The organism is Asticcacaulis sp. MM231, from assembly GCF_964186625.1.
Classification (GTDB): Bacteria; Pseudomonadota; Alphaproteobacteria; order Caulobacterales; family Caulobacteraceae; genus Asticcacaulis.
On the sequence record NZ_OZ075109.1, the window covers coordinates 231,395 to 247,097 of the forward strand.

Here is a 15,703-nt window from a genome sequence, read left to right on the forward strand (position 1 = left end):
AGTACCGGATGAGCAAAGACGATTTTATGGGCCACCCCAAAGGCCTGGCCTATATCGCCTTTACGGAAGCGTGGGAGCGGTTTTCCTTCTACGGGATGCAGGCGTTGTTGATGCTCTACATGACCGGTCGTCTGCTGAAGCCAGGCGTGGTGGATCAGGTCTGGGGCTTCGCACAGTTTCGCAACCTTGTTGAAAGCGTCACCGGTCCTCTGTCCGTTCAGGCTCTGGCGGCGCAGATATTCGGCATCTACGTCGCACTCGTCTATTTAGGCCCAGTTATCGGCGGTCTTGTCGGAGACCGCTGGCTTGGCCGGACGCGCGCCGTACTCACCGGCGCCGCGTTACTGGCGACCGGACACTTCCTGATGGTGTTCGAGACAGCCTTTTTGCCGGCGCTGGGGTGCATTATATGCGGGGCAGGGTTGCTGAAAGGCAATCTGGCAGCACAGGTGGCGGCGCTCTATGCGCCTGACGATCGCCGGATCGATGACGGGTACACGCTCTACGTCACCTCCGTCGTCGTGGGCGCTTTTCTGTCGCCGCTGGTCTGCGGCACCTTGGGGGAACTGTATGGCTGGCACTATGGCTTTGGTGCCGCCGGCCTTGGCATGCTGGTGGGTATTGCCGTATATCTGCGCGGCTTGAAGCACTTCAAGGAACCCCTGAAAGCAACCAAAGCGCAAAAGGTGTGCCTCACAGGGGCAGAGTGGGGTCGTATTGGCGTCCTGTGCGGCCTGATCCTGATCACCTCATTGTTCTGGACGGTGCAGTCGCAGATCTGGAACACCTATCCGGTGTGGCTGCGTGACGACGTTAGTCTCGGCATCGGTCTTGGCCTCAGCATTCCTGTCACGTGGTTTCAGTCGTTAGACGCCTTCGCGGTGCTGGCCCTGACGCCGGTCGTTATGGGAATGTGGAAGGGCATGGCCAAACGGGGCATGGAGCCTTCAGACATCGTCAAGCTCGCTATGGGCTGCGCCCTGTTTGGCAGCGGCTGCGTCTTGTTGACCGTTGGCCAATGGCTGGCGGGTGCGGGCAAGGTCGCTGTGATCTGGCCTTTGCTCTTCCACTTCGTCATTGGTGCCGGGTATCTCCTGTGTTCTCCCGTGGCCCTGGCGCTTGTCGCCCGCAGCGCACCGGTACAGGTCAAATCCATGATGGTTGGCGGCTACTATATCGGCCTGTTCATCGCTGGCATCTTTTCCGGCTGGCTTGGGCGATTCTATGAACCCTTGCATCCCCCGCTGTTCTGGCTGTTACATGCCGGGATCGGGCTTGCCGGCGCCCTCATTCTGCTGGTGCTTTACGCGCCTCTGCGTCGGATATTACTGGCGAAGCCTCAATAAAGGAGTACCCGATGGATACGCATGAAGAGGATCGCGCCGCCGCCTATAATCCGCCGTCGCGCAAGACCATTCCGCCGTTCGAGGCCTTGCGCGCTTTCGACGCTGTCGCGCGCCTGGGGGGGGTGCGCCAGGCGGCCCGAAGCCTCGGCCGCGACCATGCGGTGATTAGCCGCCACCTCAAGACCCTGGAGCAGTGGACCGGCGCGAAACTGGTCGAGCGTACGGCGCGCGGCGTCGTTCTTACCGAAGACGCCCGACGCTACCACAAGGACATCGCCAGCGCTATGGACGCCATAGCGGCGTCAACGATCGACCTGATGCGGCGCGGCTATCACAACCATCTCAACATTGCCTGCTCACCGGGCTTTGCGCTGCACTGGATGTCGCGTCGTGTCGGCATGTTCGAAAAGCTGCATCCCGATGTCGATATTGAACTGCGCTCCATGGATCGCAATGCCATGACGGGGCTGAACGAGGCCGATATCGAGATCCGCTTTGTTCCGGCCTATCGCGTGGCCCTCAAGCTGCCGGCGGAGATGAAAGCGCAGGAGGTGGCCAGTGTGGCTGTCATGGCTGTGGCATCACCGGACTATCTTGCCCAGGCCGGGCCGATCGAGACACCGCGCGACCTGATCCATCAACGCATGCTACACGAAATGGATTTCGACAGCTGGGCGCACTGGCTGGCGGCGCATGGCGTCTATGATGAGCTTGACCTGACCGGGCCACGCCTGTGGCAGGGCCACCTGACGCTCGATGCCGCTTTGCACGGGCGCGGCGTGGCATTGGTCAATGCGCTGGTCGGGCAAGCCTTCTTTAAATCGGGCCAACTGGTCGAGATCGGTCGCGGCAATCCGGCCTTCCGGCCCTATACAGAAGGCAAGTATCTGATCATCGGCCGCGCCGACCGGTGGGAAACGCCTATGATCCGCCGCTACCGCCGCTGGCTTATGGACGAACTGAACAAGGAACTGGCGACCTTCCGCCGGCCAGCGGCGTAAAGGTTCCTGTTCTGCTTTAAGCTATTGCATTCTAAGTCGTATTTTCCGTCGTGGTGTTGTGGGCGCACCGCCTTCTCAACGGTTCGCACCTTCGCCCGCAGGGGGTAAAAGAGTAGGTCTTAAGCGTCAATCTTGCTGTATTAAGGGGAACGCTTTTGTCAAGTTTACAAGCGCCGGGAATGCCGGCGATGGTCTCCCCGATTGAAGAGGGCTTTGCCGACGTCGAAGTCGGCGACATGACCGAGCTCTATGCCGGCCAGCTCATGCCTGATTTCCAGGCGCACACCCTGAAAAATACCCATCGCGCTTTCGCCACGCGGATCATCCGTCGCGGTGGACCGGTGGCTCCGCTGGCCTACGCCAGCACAACGCTCGATGATTTTCCGATTCACGCTGACGGCCAGATTTACGATCTCTACGACTATGTCTCGCGCAATCGTGTGGCAGGTCTGCTGATCATGAAGAACGGCGAGATTGTGCACGAGCGCTATGAGCTGGGCAATGCACCCTCCGAGCACTGGGTGTCGATGTCGATGGCCAAGTCGGTCGCTACCACGCTTGTTGGGTGCGCTATCCGTGATGGTTATATCAAAAGCGTCGAAGAGCCGCTCACGGCATACCTGCCCCAGTTGATTGGGTCGGGGTATGACGGCGTCTCCATCCGTCAGTTGATGCAAATGACGTCCGGCATCAAATGGGACGACACGCAGGTCAATCCAGCCTCCGAACGGCGCCGGATGTTGGCGCTTCAGGTGGCGCAAAAGCCCGGTGAGATCATGCGCTTCATGGCTTCTCTGCCACGCATCGCCGAACCGGGCACTGTCTGGAACTATTCGACCGGCGAGACTCTATGTGGTCGGCGCGCTCGTCAAGGCGGCAACGGGCAAGTGGCTGTCGGATTATCTGTCCGCGCGTATCTGGTCACGACTGGGCATGGAGGCGGACGCCTACTGGTGGCTTGAAGCGCCGGGTGGTCTTGAAGTCGCCGGCTCCGGGTTGTGCGCGCCGTTGCGAGACTATGCGCGGTTCGGCCGCTTTATTATGAAGGGCGGCGTCATCGACGGCGAGTTGGTCCTGCCGGGCAACTGGATGGCGGAGGCCGGCGTATCACGCACGGTCGGCGGCGCGAGGCTCGATTACGGTTACATGTGGTGGACCGTGCCGGATCGGAGTGGTTCGCTGGCTGACGGCGCTTATGCCGCGCGCGGTATCTTCGGCCAATACATGTATCTCAATCCGGCGCAGGACGTGCTGATCGCCGTCCTTAGTTCCCGTGCCAAGCCGCGCGGCGCCGAGGCCATTCTCGATAATGATTTCTTCAATTCCACGGTGGAGGCGCTGCGCTAATGGATACCTGGCCCCAAAATGACCCGGTGCGCAGCACCGCCGCCTGGCAGGCCGCTGATCAAGCGCATCACCTGCACTCCTTCACCGATCCAGCGGTCATCCGCGACAAAGGCTCACGCATCATCACGGCCGGTGAGGGGTGCCACGTCATCGACAGCGATGGCCGCCATATCCTCGATGGCATGGCGGGCCTGTGGTGCGTCAATATCGGCTATGGCCGCGTCGAACTGGCCGATGCCGCCCACGCTCAGATGACGGCCTTGCCCTATTATAACAACCATTTCCAAAGCGCCACGCCGGCCATGATCGAACTGGCCGAGACGCTTGCCGAACTGACGCCTCACGGGATCAACCACTTCACGTTCGCCAATTCCGGATCGGAGGCCAACGAGGTCATCATCCGCCTGGCGCGCTATTACTGGCAATTAAAGGGCCAGGCGCAGAAACGAAAGATCATCAGCCGCACCCTGGCCTATCATGGATCTACCGTGGCGACCTCAAGTCTCGGTGGTATGCCGGCCATGCACGCCAATGATGGCGGTGTGATGCCAGAGATCACCCATATCGAGCACCCGCACTGGTATGTAAATGGCGCAGACCTGACCCCGGCGCAATATGGCCTTAAAGCCGCCCAGGCACTGGAGGCCCGCATTCTTGAACTGGGGTCTGACACCGTGGCCGCCTTTATCGGCGAACCCGTACAAGGCGCGGGCGGCGTGATCGTTCCGCCCGACACCTACTGGCCGGAAATTCAGCGCATCTGCAAAAAGTACGACGTACTGTTAATCGCCGACGAGGTTATTTGCGGATTTGGACGTACCGGTTCGTGGTTCGGATCAAATACCTTCGACATCGCGCCGGATCTTATGCCGATGGCCAAGGGACTGTCGTCGGGTTACATCCCCGTTGCGGCGGTCGGTGTCCATGATCGCATCTTCGATGTTATCGAGCGTGGCGGGCTATGGCCGCACGGCTATACCTATTCCGGGCATCCGGTTGCCTGTGCCGTCGCCCTGGCCAACATCGCTGTCATCAAACGCGAAGGTTTGGTCGAGCGTGTCCGTGATGATATCGGACCCTATTTCCAGTCCAGACTGGAAGACCTGGCGCAACGTCATCCGCTGGTCGGTGAACGGCGCGGCGTCGGTCTGATGGCCGCCCTGCAACTGGTGCGCAACAAAGACACCCGCGAGATCTGCACGCCGCAGGACAACGCTGCCATCTTCTGCCGCGAGGTTTGCTACGAAAACCGGTTGATCGCCCGCGCTGTCGGGCAATCCATGGTGATGAGTCCGCCGCTGACAATCAGCCATGCCGAAGTCGATGAAATGGTCGCCATTCTCGCCCGCGCTCTGGATGCGACGGCGCGAAAACTTGGATATATCTGATATGCCTGATGTTCATAATCTCTCCTCTGCCGGCGTCAAACTGCTGTTCGAGACGAAAGCATTCGCCGAAGATTTAGGCCTCCGTAACCGCTCGTCGGGCACCTTCGCGGTGACCAATCCGGCCGATGGACGTCATATCGCCGACGTACCCGATATGGGCGCGGCGGAAACAGAAGCGGCGGTGGGCGCAGCAAAGGCGGCCTTTGTCGACTGGTCTGCACTGCCGGCGCGAACTCGCGCCGACACCCTGCGTCGTTGGTACGAGCTCATTCTGCAAAATAAGGATGCCCTGGCCGAACTTCTTACCCTGGAACAGGGAAAGCCGCTGGCAGAGGCTCTGGGTGAGATCGTCTTCGGTGCGCAGTTCATCGAATGGTTCGCCGAGGAGGGTAAACGCCTGTATGGCGACATCATACCCAGCCACGCCGCCGACAAGCGCTGCCTTGTGCTCAAACAGCCGATCGGCGTGGTGGGCGCCATCACGCCGTGGAATTTCCCCAGCTCGATGATTACCCGCAAGGTATCGCCAGCCCTGGCGGCCGGCTGCACCATCATTATCAAGCCAGCTGAGGATACGCCGTTGTCAGCCCTGGCCTTGCAGATGCTGGCCGACGCCGCGGGTTTTCCGCGGGGCGTCATGACGGTCATTACCGCCAGGCGTGCCGAAGCCGTGGCGGGTGTGCTGACCACACATCCAGATGTGCGCAAGATATCCTTCACCGGCTCGACCCGTGTCGGCAAGCTCCTGATGCAGCAATGCGCGGGCACGGTAAAGAAGCTGTCGCTCGAACTAGGCGGTAACTCACCCTTCATCGTGTTTGATGATGCCGATCTTGATGCGGCTGTGGCCGGCGCCATCATCACGAAGTTTCGCAATGCCGGTCAGGCCTGCGTCGCCACCAACCGCATCTACGTCCAGTCGGGTGTCATGGCGGAGTTTGCGGCGCGCCTGAAAGCTGCCATTGCCGGGCTTCAGGTCGGACCGGGGCTGCAGGCCGGAACGCGCATTGGGCCTCTGATCAACCCGGCGGCCGTCGAAAAGGTCGAAGGGCTGGTGAAGGACGCGGTCGAGAAGGGCGCCTATCTGGCCCTTGGCGGGGGCTTGCACGAACGCGGCGGCCAGTATTTCACCCCGACCCTGCTGACCGGCGCCACCCATGACATGGACATCGCCCACACTGAAATCTTCGGGCCGGTGGCGGCGCTCTTTCCCTTTGAGACCGAAGCCGAAGTCATCGCCCTAGCCAATGATACGCCTTATGGCCTGGCGGCCTACTACTGGACCCGTGACATCGGTCGCGTTTTCCGCGTCGGCGAGGCGCTGGACTATGGTCTGCTCGGCGCCAATGAAGTCCTGACGTCCAACCCGGCCACGCCCTTCGGTGGCATGAAGGAATTGGGCCTGGGGCGCGAGGGTTCCAAGTACGGCCTCGAAGATTTTGTCGAGATCAAATACCTGGCGCTCGGCGGCATTTAATTCTCTTACCCACGGACACTTGAAAATGAAAAAAACTCCGATCAATCCCAGCGGGACGGGGTGGGCTCAGGCCTGCGCCGTCGATCAGGCGGAACGCCTCGTGTTTATCGCCGGACAGGTGCCACAAGACAAGGATGGCGTCATCCCGGCCGACATCAGCGATCAGTGCCGGCTGGCGTGGGGCAATGTCGTCCATCAACTGGAGACCGCCGGACTCCAGCTGGAGAACCTGGTCAGTGTGCGCGTCTATCTGACAGACCGACAGTACATTCCCGAAATGGTGGCCGTGCGCAACGAGGTGCTGGGCCTGCGTGCCGAACCCGCCTTCACCGTCGTGCTGGCGGGTCTTTACGACGCGCGCTGGTGCATCGAAATCGAATCCGTCGCAGCCGCTTAAGAAAAGGAAGTTTTCATGTCCACCAATGCCGAACTTTATGCCCGCCGGGTCGCCGCCATTCCAAAAGGCGTGGTCAACGGTTTGCAGGTTTTCGCCGCGCGCGCTGAAAATGCCGAAATATGGGATATCGAAGGCCGCCGTTATATCGACTTCGCTGCCGGTATTGCCGTTTGCAACACGGGCCATCGCCATCCGAAGGTGGTCGCGGCCGTCGAAGCGCAGTTGAAGACCTTCAGTCACACGGCTTTCCAGGTCATGCCCTATGAAGGCTATATCACCCTGGCCGAACGCCTGAATGCCCTCGCGCCCATCAGTTCTTCCGCCAAGACCATCTTTTTCAATACAGGTGCCGAAGCCGTCGAAAACGCAGTGAAAATCGCGCGCGCCGCGACGGGGCGTACGGGCATCATCGCCTTCTCAGGCGCTTTTCACGGCCGCACCCTCATGACCACCGCCTTGACCGGTAAGGTGGCGCCTTACAAAAAACTGTTCGGCACGCTGCCGGGCGAGATTTGGCGTGTGCCGTTCCCGGTTGAGTCCTATGGCGTAAGCGTCGAGGACAGCCTCAAGATGCTTGACAGTATACTGCGTACCGATGCCGATCCGGACCAGGTGGCGGCGATCATTATCGAGCCGGTGCAAGGCGAGGGCGGTTTTCATATCGCACCAGCGGCGTTGCTGCAGGCCTTGCGTAAAGTCTGCGATACCCACGGCATCCTGCTGATCGCCGACGAGGTTCAGACCGGGTTTGGGCGTACCGGTAAGATGTTTGCCATTCAGCACAGCGGTGTCGAGCCTGATTTAGTGACAATGGCAAAGGCGCTCGGCGGCGGCTTCCCGATTTCGGGGGTGGTCGGCCGGGCGGAGATCATGGATGTAATCGATGGCGGCGGTCTGGGTTCGACGTTCGGTGGGGCGCCTTTGAGTTGTGCCGCGGCTCTGGCGGTGCTCGATGTCATCGAAGACGAAAATCTTGTGGCTCGCGCGCAGGCCATTGGGGAACGTATGCGCTATCGTTTCGTTCAGTGGTCGCAACGCAACGATCTGCTGCCGGTGACGAATGTCCGCGGTCTGGGCGCCATGAATGCCTTCAGCCTGCCAGATGCGGATGCTGTAAAAGCCGTTATCGGAAAGGCGTTCGCGGGCGGTCTGATCCAGATCTCTTGCGGCGTTTTCGGAGAAGCCCTGCGCTTTTTGCCCGCGCTCACCATATCGGACACCCTGATTGACGAGGGGCTGGACATACTCGAAGGCGCGCTGGCCAAATGAAAGAACGGATCGCCATTATCGGCTGCGGCTTGATTGGTGATAGCTGGGCCGCCCTGATGACTGCCTTTGGCCATGACGTGACCGCATGGGACCCGTCTCCACGCATGACGGCCGATTTCGAGACGCGTGTAGACAAGGCGAGAAAGCAGGTCTGGCAGGTGATGCCGGGCGCGCGCCCCGCCACCGGCAACCTGACACTTGCGGCCACTCTGGAAGAGGCGTTGGCCAACGTAACATGGGTCCAGGAGAATGCGCCCGAACAGCTGGGACTCAAGCAGGAGCTCTATGCACAGATCGAGACTTACGTGAGCGATAGGGTTATTGTCGCCAGCAGCACGTCGTCGCTGACCTGGTCGGAATTGTCCATCGGCATGCGCCATCCCCATCGCCTGATCACGGCCCATCCGTTTAATCCGCCGCACCTGATGCGTCTGGTCGAAATCTATGCTGCGCAAGATGATATGCGTGCCCGCAGTGTTGCTTTTTACGCGGGGCTAGATCGCAGACCAGTCGTGTTACACCGTGACGCTGTCGGCCACATCGCCAATCGGCTGGCCTCTGCTTTGTGGCGAGAGGCGGTCAACATCGTTGCCGAGGACATTGCAGACGTCAGCGCGGTGGATGCCGCTTTAGTACATGGACCAGGCTTGCGCTGGTCGGTGATGGGCGCTCATATGGCCTATCATCTCGGCGGCGGGGAAGGTGGCATGGCAGCCTACCTGAAGCATCTCGGTCCGAGCCAGGAGCGCCGGTGGCAGACGCTGGGTTCACCAAAATTGACGCCGGAGGTCTGCGAAAAACTCATTGACGGTGTCGCCGTCGAGGCCGCAGGACGGTCCATAGCAAGCCTGGCCCTTGAACGTGATGACGCTCTGATCCGCGCGCTGCGGGCCAAAACGCAATGACAGAACCAGTTCGTATTGCCTTGATTCACGCACTTGAAGAGTTTGTCATGCCAATCCGCGAGGCTTTCTCGAAACTTTGGCCGGAAGCTTATGCCTTCGATGTGCTTGATACATCTCTGGCTACGGACCTGGCAAACAGCGGAAGCCTGGATGACGCCATGATGGCACGCTTCCAGACCTTGGCCGAATATGCCTTGGCCAGCGAAGGAAAGGGCGGTCGCACCCAGGGCATTCTGTTTACCTGCTCTGCCTTTGGGCAGGCCATCGAGGCGGTCAAGGCGCGTCATCCGGTTCCGATATTGCGGCCAAATGAAGCGGCTTTTGAAACAGCCCTGGGGGTGGCCAGTCGCATAGGCCTCGTCGTGACTTTTGAACCGTCTCTGAGCGCTTTGAAGCAGGAGTTGAGCGTCATGGCCGCTGCCCGCGGCAAGGCAATCGAAATCCAGGCCGTACTTGCCGAAGGTGCGCTTGCGGCGCTCAAACGTGGCGATGGTGATCGTCATGATCAACTGGTTGCTGATCGCGCGGCGAAGCTGGGCGATGTTGAGGTCATCGTGCTGGGGCAATTTTCACTCGCGCGTGCACGTCAGGCTGTCGAACGTGCTACGGGACGCCACGTCATCACCACACCTGAAAGCGCTGCGTTGGCGATGAAGGGTAAGATCGACGTCTAAAGGGGATTAGGCGGCAGTTGGGTTGATCAATACCCCGACGCAAAACGTCACGCCCTGCGCACTGAAATTTACTCCCCGGAGATCTTGTTGTGCGTCATGTTGGTGACGCCGTTCTTGGGAGGGTCGAGAATGTCGAAATGCACATCAAGCGCCAGTGTTAACAGCTTGGCGCCCAGTTCTGCCCAAAATCGAATAGCGAGCTTTCGAAAACCGGGTCATTCGCTTTCGGGGGACGGCGAATTATGGCGGTCGTACGCGCATAACTTCGAAACTGTGTCTGTCACGCTATAGGGGATTTTGCGCCAATCCTCTATTGTGGGCCAATGGACATTCGTAGCACCCGAGGAACGGACTACCAGCGCGTCAATCGACCGATTGGTGTGCTAGTGGATGAATACCCGGCAGGGTTCATTGATCCACCCCATAGGCACGAGCGGGCGCAACTCGTCTACGCAACATCTGGCGTCATGTCGGTCATCACGGATCAGGCGAGCTTCACCATTCCACCTCAGCGCGGAGTATGGATTCCGGCCGGTATACGTCACGAAGCGCAGTGCCGGGGCAGTGTGTCTTTGAAGACGCTCTACGTCGAGCCGGAAGCCGATACACGCATGCCAAAGCACTGCATGAGTGTCAAAATATCGGGCCTCCTAAGAGAGCTGATTATCGAGGCGGGCAGCTTGCCAGTGGAGTATAATCTCGACGGTCGCGAAGCAAGAATCATGGCGCTCATTCTCGATGAGATCGCGGAGGCTGTTAGCCATCGGGAAACACCGCTTAACCTTCCAATGCCGGCGGATCCACGGCTGATCCGGATTTGCCGCGCGATCATGACCGATCCCGCCAGTGAAGATGATCTCGACCATTGGTCCGAGGTGGCGTGTATGGGGCGCCGAACCCTGACCCGAGCCTTTCGGCGCGAAACGGGCATCACCTTCGCGGAGTGGCGCCAGCAGGCGCGTCTGGCAGAGGCCGTTTCGATGCTCGCCATGGGCAAGCCGGTGACGACCGTGGCCTACGAGGTGGGCTATAATAGTCCCAGCGCTTTCGGTACCATGTTTCAACGCGCGTTCGGAACGTCGCCCAGCCAGTACTTTGAACAGGCGGGTAAAGCGAGGACCGCAGAGTAACTACCGGTTGGGGTTCTGCCAGCGCATATAGGTAGCGAGGTCAGCCGGCCCGTGGGTCTCAAGCGCCGTGAGAATTTCGCTGAACTCAAGGTCTTGCTCATCCTGGCCCAACTTGAAAGCGATTTGTTGCTCGACGATGTCAGCACGGAAGCCGACAACTCCGCGGGCGAGTCGTTCTGCGCGCGCGCCCATATCATCAAGCGACCAATGGTTCGGCCGGCCCTCTTCATGGGTGTCGATCAGATCACGGAGGAGGACCCCGATCTCTGCCGCCGTTTCGAGAAGTGAAATCCGGCAGGCAAAAGTCGCGCTGGCGTAGTTCCAGGTTGGTGCTTGCGTTTTGTCGCTAAGCCATGACGGCGAGATATAGCCGTGCGGACCAAGGATGAGCAGGTGTGCGAAAGGATCGGTGCGCAGGCGCTCGACTTGCGGGTTGTTGCGTCCAAAATGCCCAAGCATGGCCACCAGGTGGCCACCTTCGACAATCGGGCGAATGGGCAGGGGCGTCGCATTGAAGGTGCCACCGGTCGAGATGATCCAGGCAAACGGGTAAGCTTTGATCAGATCGAGCAGATCAGAAGGTGATTTCGGTACGTATTTGGCGGGTTTGGGATCCATATCAGACCTCCCGTTTGGCATGACGATGGCCGTAGAACATGTAAATCAACGCACCGAGTATGACATAGGCGATGACGAAGCAGGCGGGCAGGATGTCGCCACGCAGGGCCTGGGCCACGATATCTATGGCGACCGGCACCACCATGCCCAAGCACAAGATGATCGCCATCAGAGGGACGTATCCGATCCAAATTTTGCCCGCCCTAAAGCCACCGAGCGGCACCTTGAAGGGGCGAGGCAAGTCCGGATGCGTGTTACGCAGCCATATGAGACTGAAGCCGACGACAGAGAAGGCAAGCGCCGTCCCGAAGCTGACCATGTCGCCCAGCACGGATATGGGCAGGAAGGCGGCAATGACGGCTGAGATCAGGCACACGATGATTGTGGCATTGGCTGGTGTTTTGAAAGTCGAGTGCAGCTTGGAAAAAATGGGGGGAATCAGGCCGTCACGGGCCATGGTGTAGCAGATCCGGGAATGGCCATAGCCATTGACCAAAAGTACGGAAGCTAAACCGGTAATGGCGCCTATTTTTATCAGCATGGCGAACTGGGGTGTGTTCATACGGTCTACGGCAACAGCTATAGGGTCAGCGACGTTCAGGTCCTTGTAGGACACAAGCCCAGTCAGTGTGGCGGCAACGGCAATGTAGAGCAGGGTGCAGATCACCAGCGAACCAAGAATGCCCTTGGGCATATCCTTCTGCGGATTGCGGGTTTCAAGCGCAGCTGTTGAGACGGTCTCAAAGCCAAGATAGGCGAAAAACAGCACTGATGATGCGCGGAAGATTCCAGGCCAGCCGAAGGCAAATCCGCCTTCATTGGCGGGGATGAACGGTTGCCAGTTCTGAGTGTCGATCTTTCCCCATCCGACGGCCACGAAAGCGACAAGGATAAAGACCTTGATGATGACGAGAAGCGAGGTGACAAAGGTTGATTTGGAGACGCCCAGACTGAGGACCAGGGCCGCCAAAAGTAAAGCAGTGGCGGCCACCAGGTTCACGCCCCCGGTTAGGGCAAACTGAGTGTAGCCATCTACCAGGGTCGATGTGATCATTGGCGTCGAGAACGCCTGTGGTATAATAATATTGAAATCTCCCAGGACATTAACCAGGTAACTCGATAGGCCCACGGCTAGGGCAGATCCAGCCAATCCGTATTCCAGCATGAGGAGCCAACCTGTGCCCCAGGCAACGACTTCGCCCAAAGAGGCATAGGCATAGGTGTAACTGGATCCTGACACTGGCATGGTCGAGGACAGTTCCGCGTAGCAGAGGCCGGTAAAGGCGCAGGCCGCCGCGGCCAGTAGGAAGGAGATGATGACGGCGGGACCGGCGTAGTGCGCGGCTGCCGTGCCTGTCATGACATAGACGCCGGCGCCGACAATGCAGCCGATGCCAAGTAAGATGAGGTGTGGCCAACTAAGGGCACGGTGCAGCCCGTGCGTTTCAGCCTTTAGCCCTTCAATGGATTTACGTGAAAATGCCTTGCCCGTCACACTCATGGTCCCCGTTGGCTAAACCATCACCAAACCACAGTTTCCGGCAGGCCACTCTATCGGACAGACCAAAAAGGCTCTGTTTCAGGCCAATGACGCGGCGAAGCGCAACGAGGCGTGCATCCCAGCTTGTGAGTGTATAAGCGGTCGTGGATCAGCTAGGGCGCACGTGTCTATGGGTCTTGCTCTATATCATGATGCTTCGGCGTCAGTGTTGCGCGTAGGTGACGCTGTCAATCCATCGGTCGTTTGGCCCATTTGCTTGAGTTAATGTCCTCCACTCAACTGGCCATGTCGCATTTCCGTCATAAGTTGGCTGACAGTCAATCGCAGAATTGACAGGTCTTCCGGGAGCGAAGCCATGAGCCGTTTTTCAAGGGGATAAAGACACATGACCAATTTCAAAACTGCCTTACTGCGTAAAACCTGCCTTTTGGCCATCGTTATGTCTGCGATGGCTTTACCGGCATTCGCACAAGACGCCGCGCCCGCCGCCTCCAGTGAAGACGTCGTCGTTACGGTCACCAAGCGTTCTGAAAAGGTGCGCAGCGTCTCTGGTTCGGTCTCAGCTATGACCGGCAAGGCGCTGGAAGATCTCGGTGCTGATTCCTATGCCGACTATATCCAGCGGGTGCCGGGCGCCGTGTTCAACAATTACATGCCGGGCGTCTCGCATGTGACCCTGCGCGGTATCGCCACATCATCGGGCAATGCGCAAGGGCAGGGCACGACCGGTTACTATCTCAATGATGTGCCGCTGACCGAGCCGGGCTGGACCATTGTCGTGCCGGATATTGACACCTTTGACGTCAACCGTGTCGAAGTGCTGCGCGGCCCGCAAGGCACCCTGTTTGGTGCGGCCTCAATGGGCGGCGCGATCAATTACGTCTCGAACGTCGCCGACACAAGCCGTTTTGAGTACAAGCTTCAGGCCGATGTCTCGTCAACGAAGAACGCCGACACCTCGACAGGCTTGAAAGCCATGTTCAACGTGCCGCTGATCGAGGATAAGCTGGCCGTGCGCGTTGTCGGTTATGCCAGCCAGGAGGCTGGTTATCTTGACAATATCGGCGTGGGCGTCGATGGCGCCAACGAGGTTAAGACCTCGGGCGGCCGCTTGTCCTTCGTCTATACACCCACGGCCGACACCAGGCTGACCTGGCTCAGTATGTACCAGCAGACCGACGTCGCTGATTCCAGCTACCAGATTCCTTCCCTCGGCGACCTGAAACGCTCGACCTCGCAGCTTGAGCCGGTCAAAACCGAGGTCGAACTGCACTCTCTGCGCGTCGATCATGATTTCGGCTGGGCCAATTTCACCGGCATTGCCTCCTATGGCAAGAAGTCGCAGGCCTGGACCATCGATTACACGCCGATCGAAATCTATTACAATGCCGATCTCGACCTCAACCTGACTGCGCCACTCTATATCAATTCCGGTGGCAACAGTGAGAACACCACCTTTGAAGCCCGTTTGGCCTCGCCCAAGGGGGACAAGTTCGAGTGGGTGGCCGGGGCCATGTACTACAAGTCGGACAAGTATCTTTACGAAGTGATCGGCGCCGAAGGTGCTGCCGCGGAGTTCAACACCTCTGCCTGGGCCAATGATCCGAACGCCGGCGCGGTCATCGCACCGGATGGCGAGGTGTTCAACGGCTACTACACCAAGGTCAAGGGCACAGAGCAGGCTGTCTTCGGTGAACTATCCTACAACTTCACGCCGCAATGGAAGGTAACCGTCGGCGGGCGTCTGTTCGAGACTGAGGTTTATTCCGGCACCCTGCAGGATGGCTTCTCGACCTATAATACGACGACGCACATCAATACGCCGCTGTTTTCCAGTTCCAAGAGCAAGGACTTCGGGATTCTCGCCGAAGGTGGCCCTGACCTACAAGGCGTCGCCGGATCTGATGGTATACGGCCTGGTTTCCAAGGGCTTTCGTTTCGGTACGCCGAACGTGCCGGGTCTCAGCACCTATGACATCCCTTCCGGATCGACGAGCGATGAACTGATCAACTACGAAGCCGGTGTGCGCTCGAACCTGTTCGGCAACAGCGTGCTGCTTGACGCCACCCTGTTCTATGTCGACTGGAGCGATATCCAGCTTCGTTTGCAAACACCGGACTTCTTCAACTACGCGGCCAATGGCGGCAAGGCGAAGAGCCAGGGCGTGGAAGTGGCCGCCACCTGGCACGCCACCGACAAGCTCGACCTGTCGACCAGCATCACCTACACGGATGCGCAACTGACCGAGGATATGTTCATCCTCTACTACGGCACCGCCAAATCGGGCACGCAACTACCGGGTTCGTCCAAGTGGTCGGCCTCCAGCAGCCTGACCTACCGTTTCAGCGCGCCGTACAGCCCTGTCTTCAGTCTGACCCATAGCTACCTGTCGCGCGGGATCAGCGATCTCAGCTCGGCCGCTCTGGGCGCGCCGAACTATCAGGGCGACTACAACCTGATCAATGCCCGCCTGAAGCTTGATATGGGTGAAACAACCGTCAGCGTCTATGCCGACAATATTGCCGACGAGCGCGGGGTCACCCGTCAGGTCGGTGAGGTTAACGGCACGGGGCAGGGCATTATCCGTCCACGCACCTATGGTGTCCGCCTGAGCTGGGGTATGTAAAAGCGGATATGAGCAGGAGCGCG

15 protein-coding genes are annotated in these 15,703 nt (G+C 59.3%); 13 read left to right on the plus strand and 2 right to left on the minus strand.

Annotated features, from left to right (window positions below):
* The first annotated feature begins 8 nt into the window (after positions 1 to 8).
* The 11 genes from ABQ278_RS17880 to ABQ278_RS17930 all read left to right on the plus strand — a co-directional run bounded on the left by ABQ278_RS17880 (position 9) and on the right by ABQ278_RS17930 (position 10,934).
* Positions 9 to 1,346, plus strand: a complete 1,338-nt coding sequence (locus ABQ278_RS17880) for a peptide MFS transporter (protein ID WP_349322385.1) — start codon at positions 9 to 11, stop codon at positions 1,344 to 1,346.
* Between the two features lie 11 nt (positions 1,347 to 1,357).
* A complete protein-coding gene (locus ABQ278_RS17885; protein ID WP_349322386.1) occupies positions 1,358 to 2,347 on the plus strand; it encodes a LysR substrate-binding domain-containing protein in 990 nt (329 codons plus the stop codon).
* Between the two features lie 155 nt (positions 2,348 to 2,502).
* Positions 2,503 to 3,309 carry a serine hydrolase domain-containing protein gene (locus ABQ278_RS17890; RefSeq protein ID WP_349322387.1) on the plus strand — a complete coding sequence of 269 codons (807 nt, stop codon included), beginning with the start codon at positions 2,503 to 2,505 and terminating at the stop codon, positions 3,307 to 3,309.
* Positions 3,200 to 3,694: a serine hydrolase gene (locus tag ABQ278_RS17895; RefSeq protein ID WP_349322388.1), complete on the plus strand. Its 495-nt coding sequence runs from the start codon at positions 3,200 to 3,202 to the stop codon at positions 3,692 to 3,694. The genes ABQ278_RS17890 and ABQ278_RS17895 overlap by 110 nt, the downstream gene beginning before the upstream one ends.
* On the plus strand, positions 3,694 to 5,082 hold the full coding sequence (locus tag ABQ278_RS17900) for an aspartate aminotransferase family protein (RefSeq protein WP_349322389.1): 1,389 nt from the start codon (positions 3,694 to 3,696) through the stop codon (positions 5,080 to 5,082). The genes ABQ278_RS17895 and ABQ278_RS17900 overlap by 1 nt, the downstream gene beginning before the upstream one ends.
* Position 5,083: 1 nt before the next feature.
* Entirely contained in the window at positions 5,084 to 6,559 is a 1,476-nt protein-coding gene (locus tag ABQ278_RS17905; protein WP_349322390.1) for an NAD-dependent succinate-semialdehyde dehydrogenase, read from the plus strand.
* A 25-nt stretch (positions 6,560 to 6,584) separates the two neighbouring features.
* Entirely contained in the window at positions 6,585 to 6,956 is a 372-nt protein-coding gene (locus ABQ278_RS17910; RefSeq protein ID WP_349322391.1) for a RidA family protein, read from the plus strand.
* Positions 6,957 to 6,971: 15 nt separating this feature from the next.
* The gene (gene gabT / locus ABQ278_RS17915) at positions 6,972 to 8,225 is read left to right on the plus strand and encodes a 4-aminobutyrate--2-oxoglutarate transaminase (RefSeq protein ID WP_349322392.1); all 1,254 of its coding nucleotides are present in this window, start codon (positions 6,972 to 6,974) and stop codon (positions 8,223 to 8,225) included.
* Complete coding sequence (locus ABQ278_RS17920) at positions 8,222 to 9,130, plus strand: 3-hydroxyacyl-CoA dehydrogenase NAD-binding domain-containing protein (RefSeq protein WP_349322393.1); 909 nt, start codon at positions 8,222 to 8,224, stop codon at positions 9,128 to 9,130. The genes gabT and ABQ278_RS17920 overlap by 4 nt, the downstream gene beginning before the upstream one ends.
* Before the next feature lie 47 nt (positions 9,131 to 9,177).
* Complete coding sequence (locus ABQ278_RS17925; protein ID WP_349322394.1) at positions 9,178 to 9,804, plus strand: aspartate/glutamate racemase family protein; 627 nt, start codon at positions 9,178 to 9,180, stop codon at positions 9,802 to 9,804.
* Positions 9,805 to 10,127: 323 nt separating this feature from the next.
* Entirely contained in the window at positions 10,128 to 10,934 is an 807-nt protein-coding gene (locus ABQ278_RS17930) for a helix-turn-helix transcriptional regulator (RefSeq protein WP_349322395.1), read from the plus strand.
* On the opposite strand, the gene ABQ278_RS17935 is transcribed toward ABQ278_RS17930, so the two are convergent.
* Complete coding sequence (locus tag ABQ278_RS17935; RefSeq protein ID WP_349322396.1) at positions 10,935 to 11,552, minus strand: FMN-binding negative transcriptional regulator; 618 nt, start codon at positions 11,550 to 11,552, stop codon at positions 10,935 to 10,937.
* 1 nt (position 11,553) lies between these two features.
* Entirely contained in the window at positions 11,554 to 13,053 is a 1,500-nt protein-coding gene (locus tag ABQ278_RS17940; protein WP_349322397.1) for an amino acid permease, read from the minus strand.
* A 385-nt stretch (positions 13,054 to 13,438) separates the two neighbouring features.
* Here ABQ278_RS17940 and ABQ278_RS17945 point away from each other — a divergent pair, with 385 nt between their 5' ends.
* Positions 13,439 to 15,028, plus strand: coding sequence for a TonB-dependent receptor (locus ABQ278_RS17945; RefSeq protein ID WP_349322398.1), 1,590 nt, complete (start codon positions 13,439 to 13,441; stop codon positions 15,026 to 15,028).
* Entirely contained in the window at positions 14,925 to 15,680 is a 756-nt protein-coding gene (locus ABQ278_RS17950; RefSeq protein WP_349322399.1) for a TonB-dependent receptor domain-containing protein, read from the plus strand. Before ABQ278_RS17945 ends, ABQ278_RS17950 begins: the two co-directional genes overlap by 104 nt.
* Positions 15,681 to 15,703: the final 23 nt, after the last annotated feature.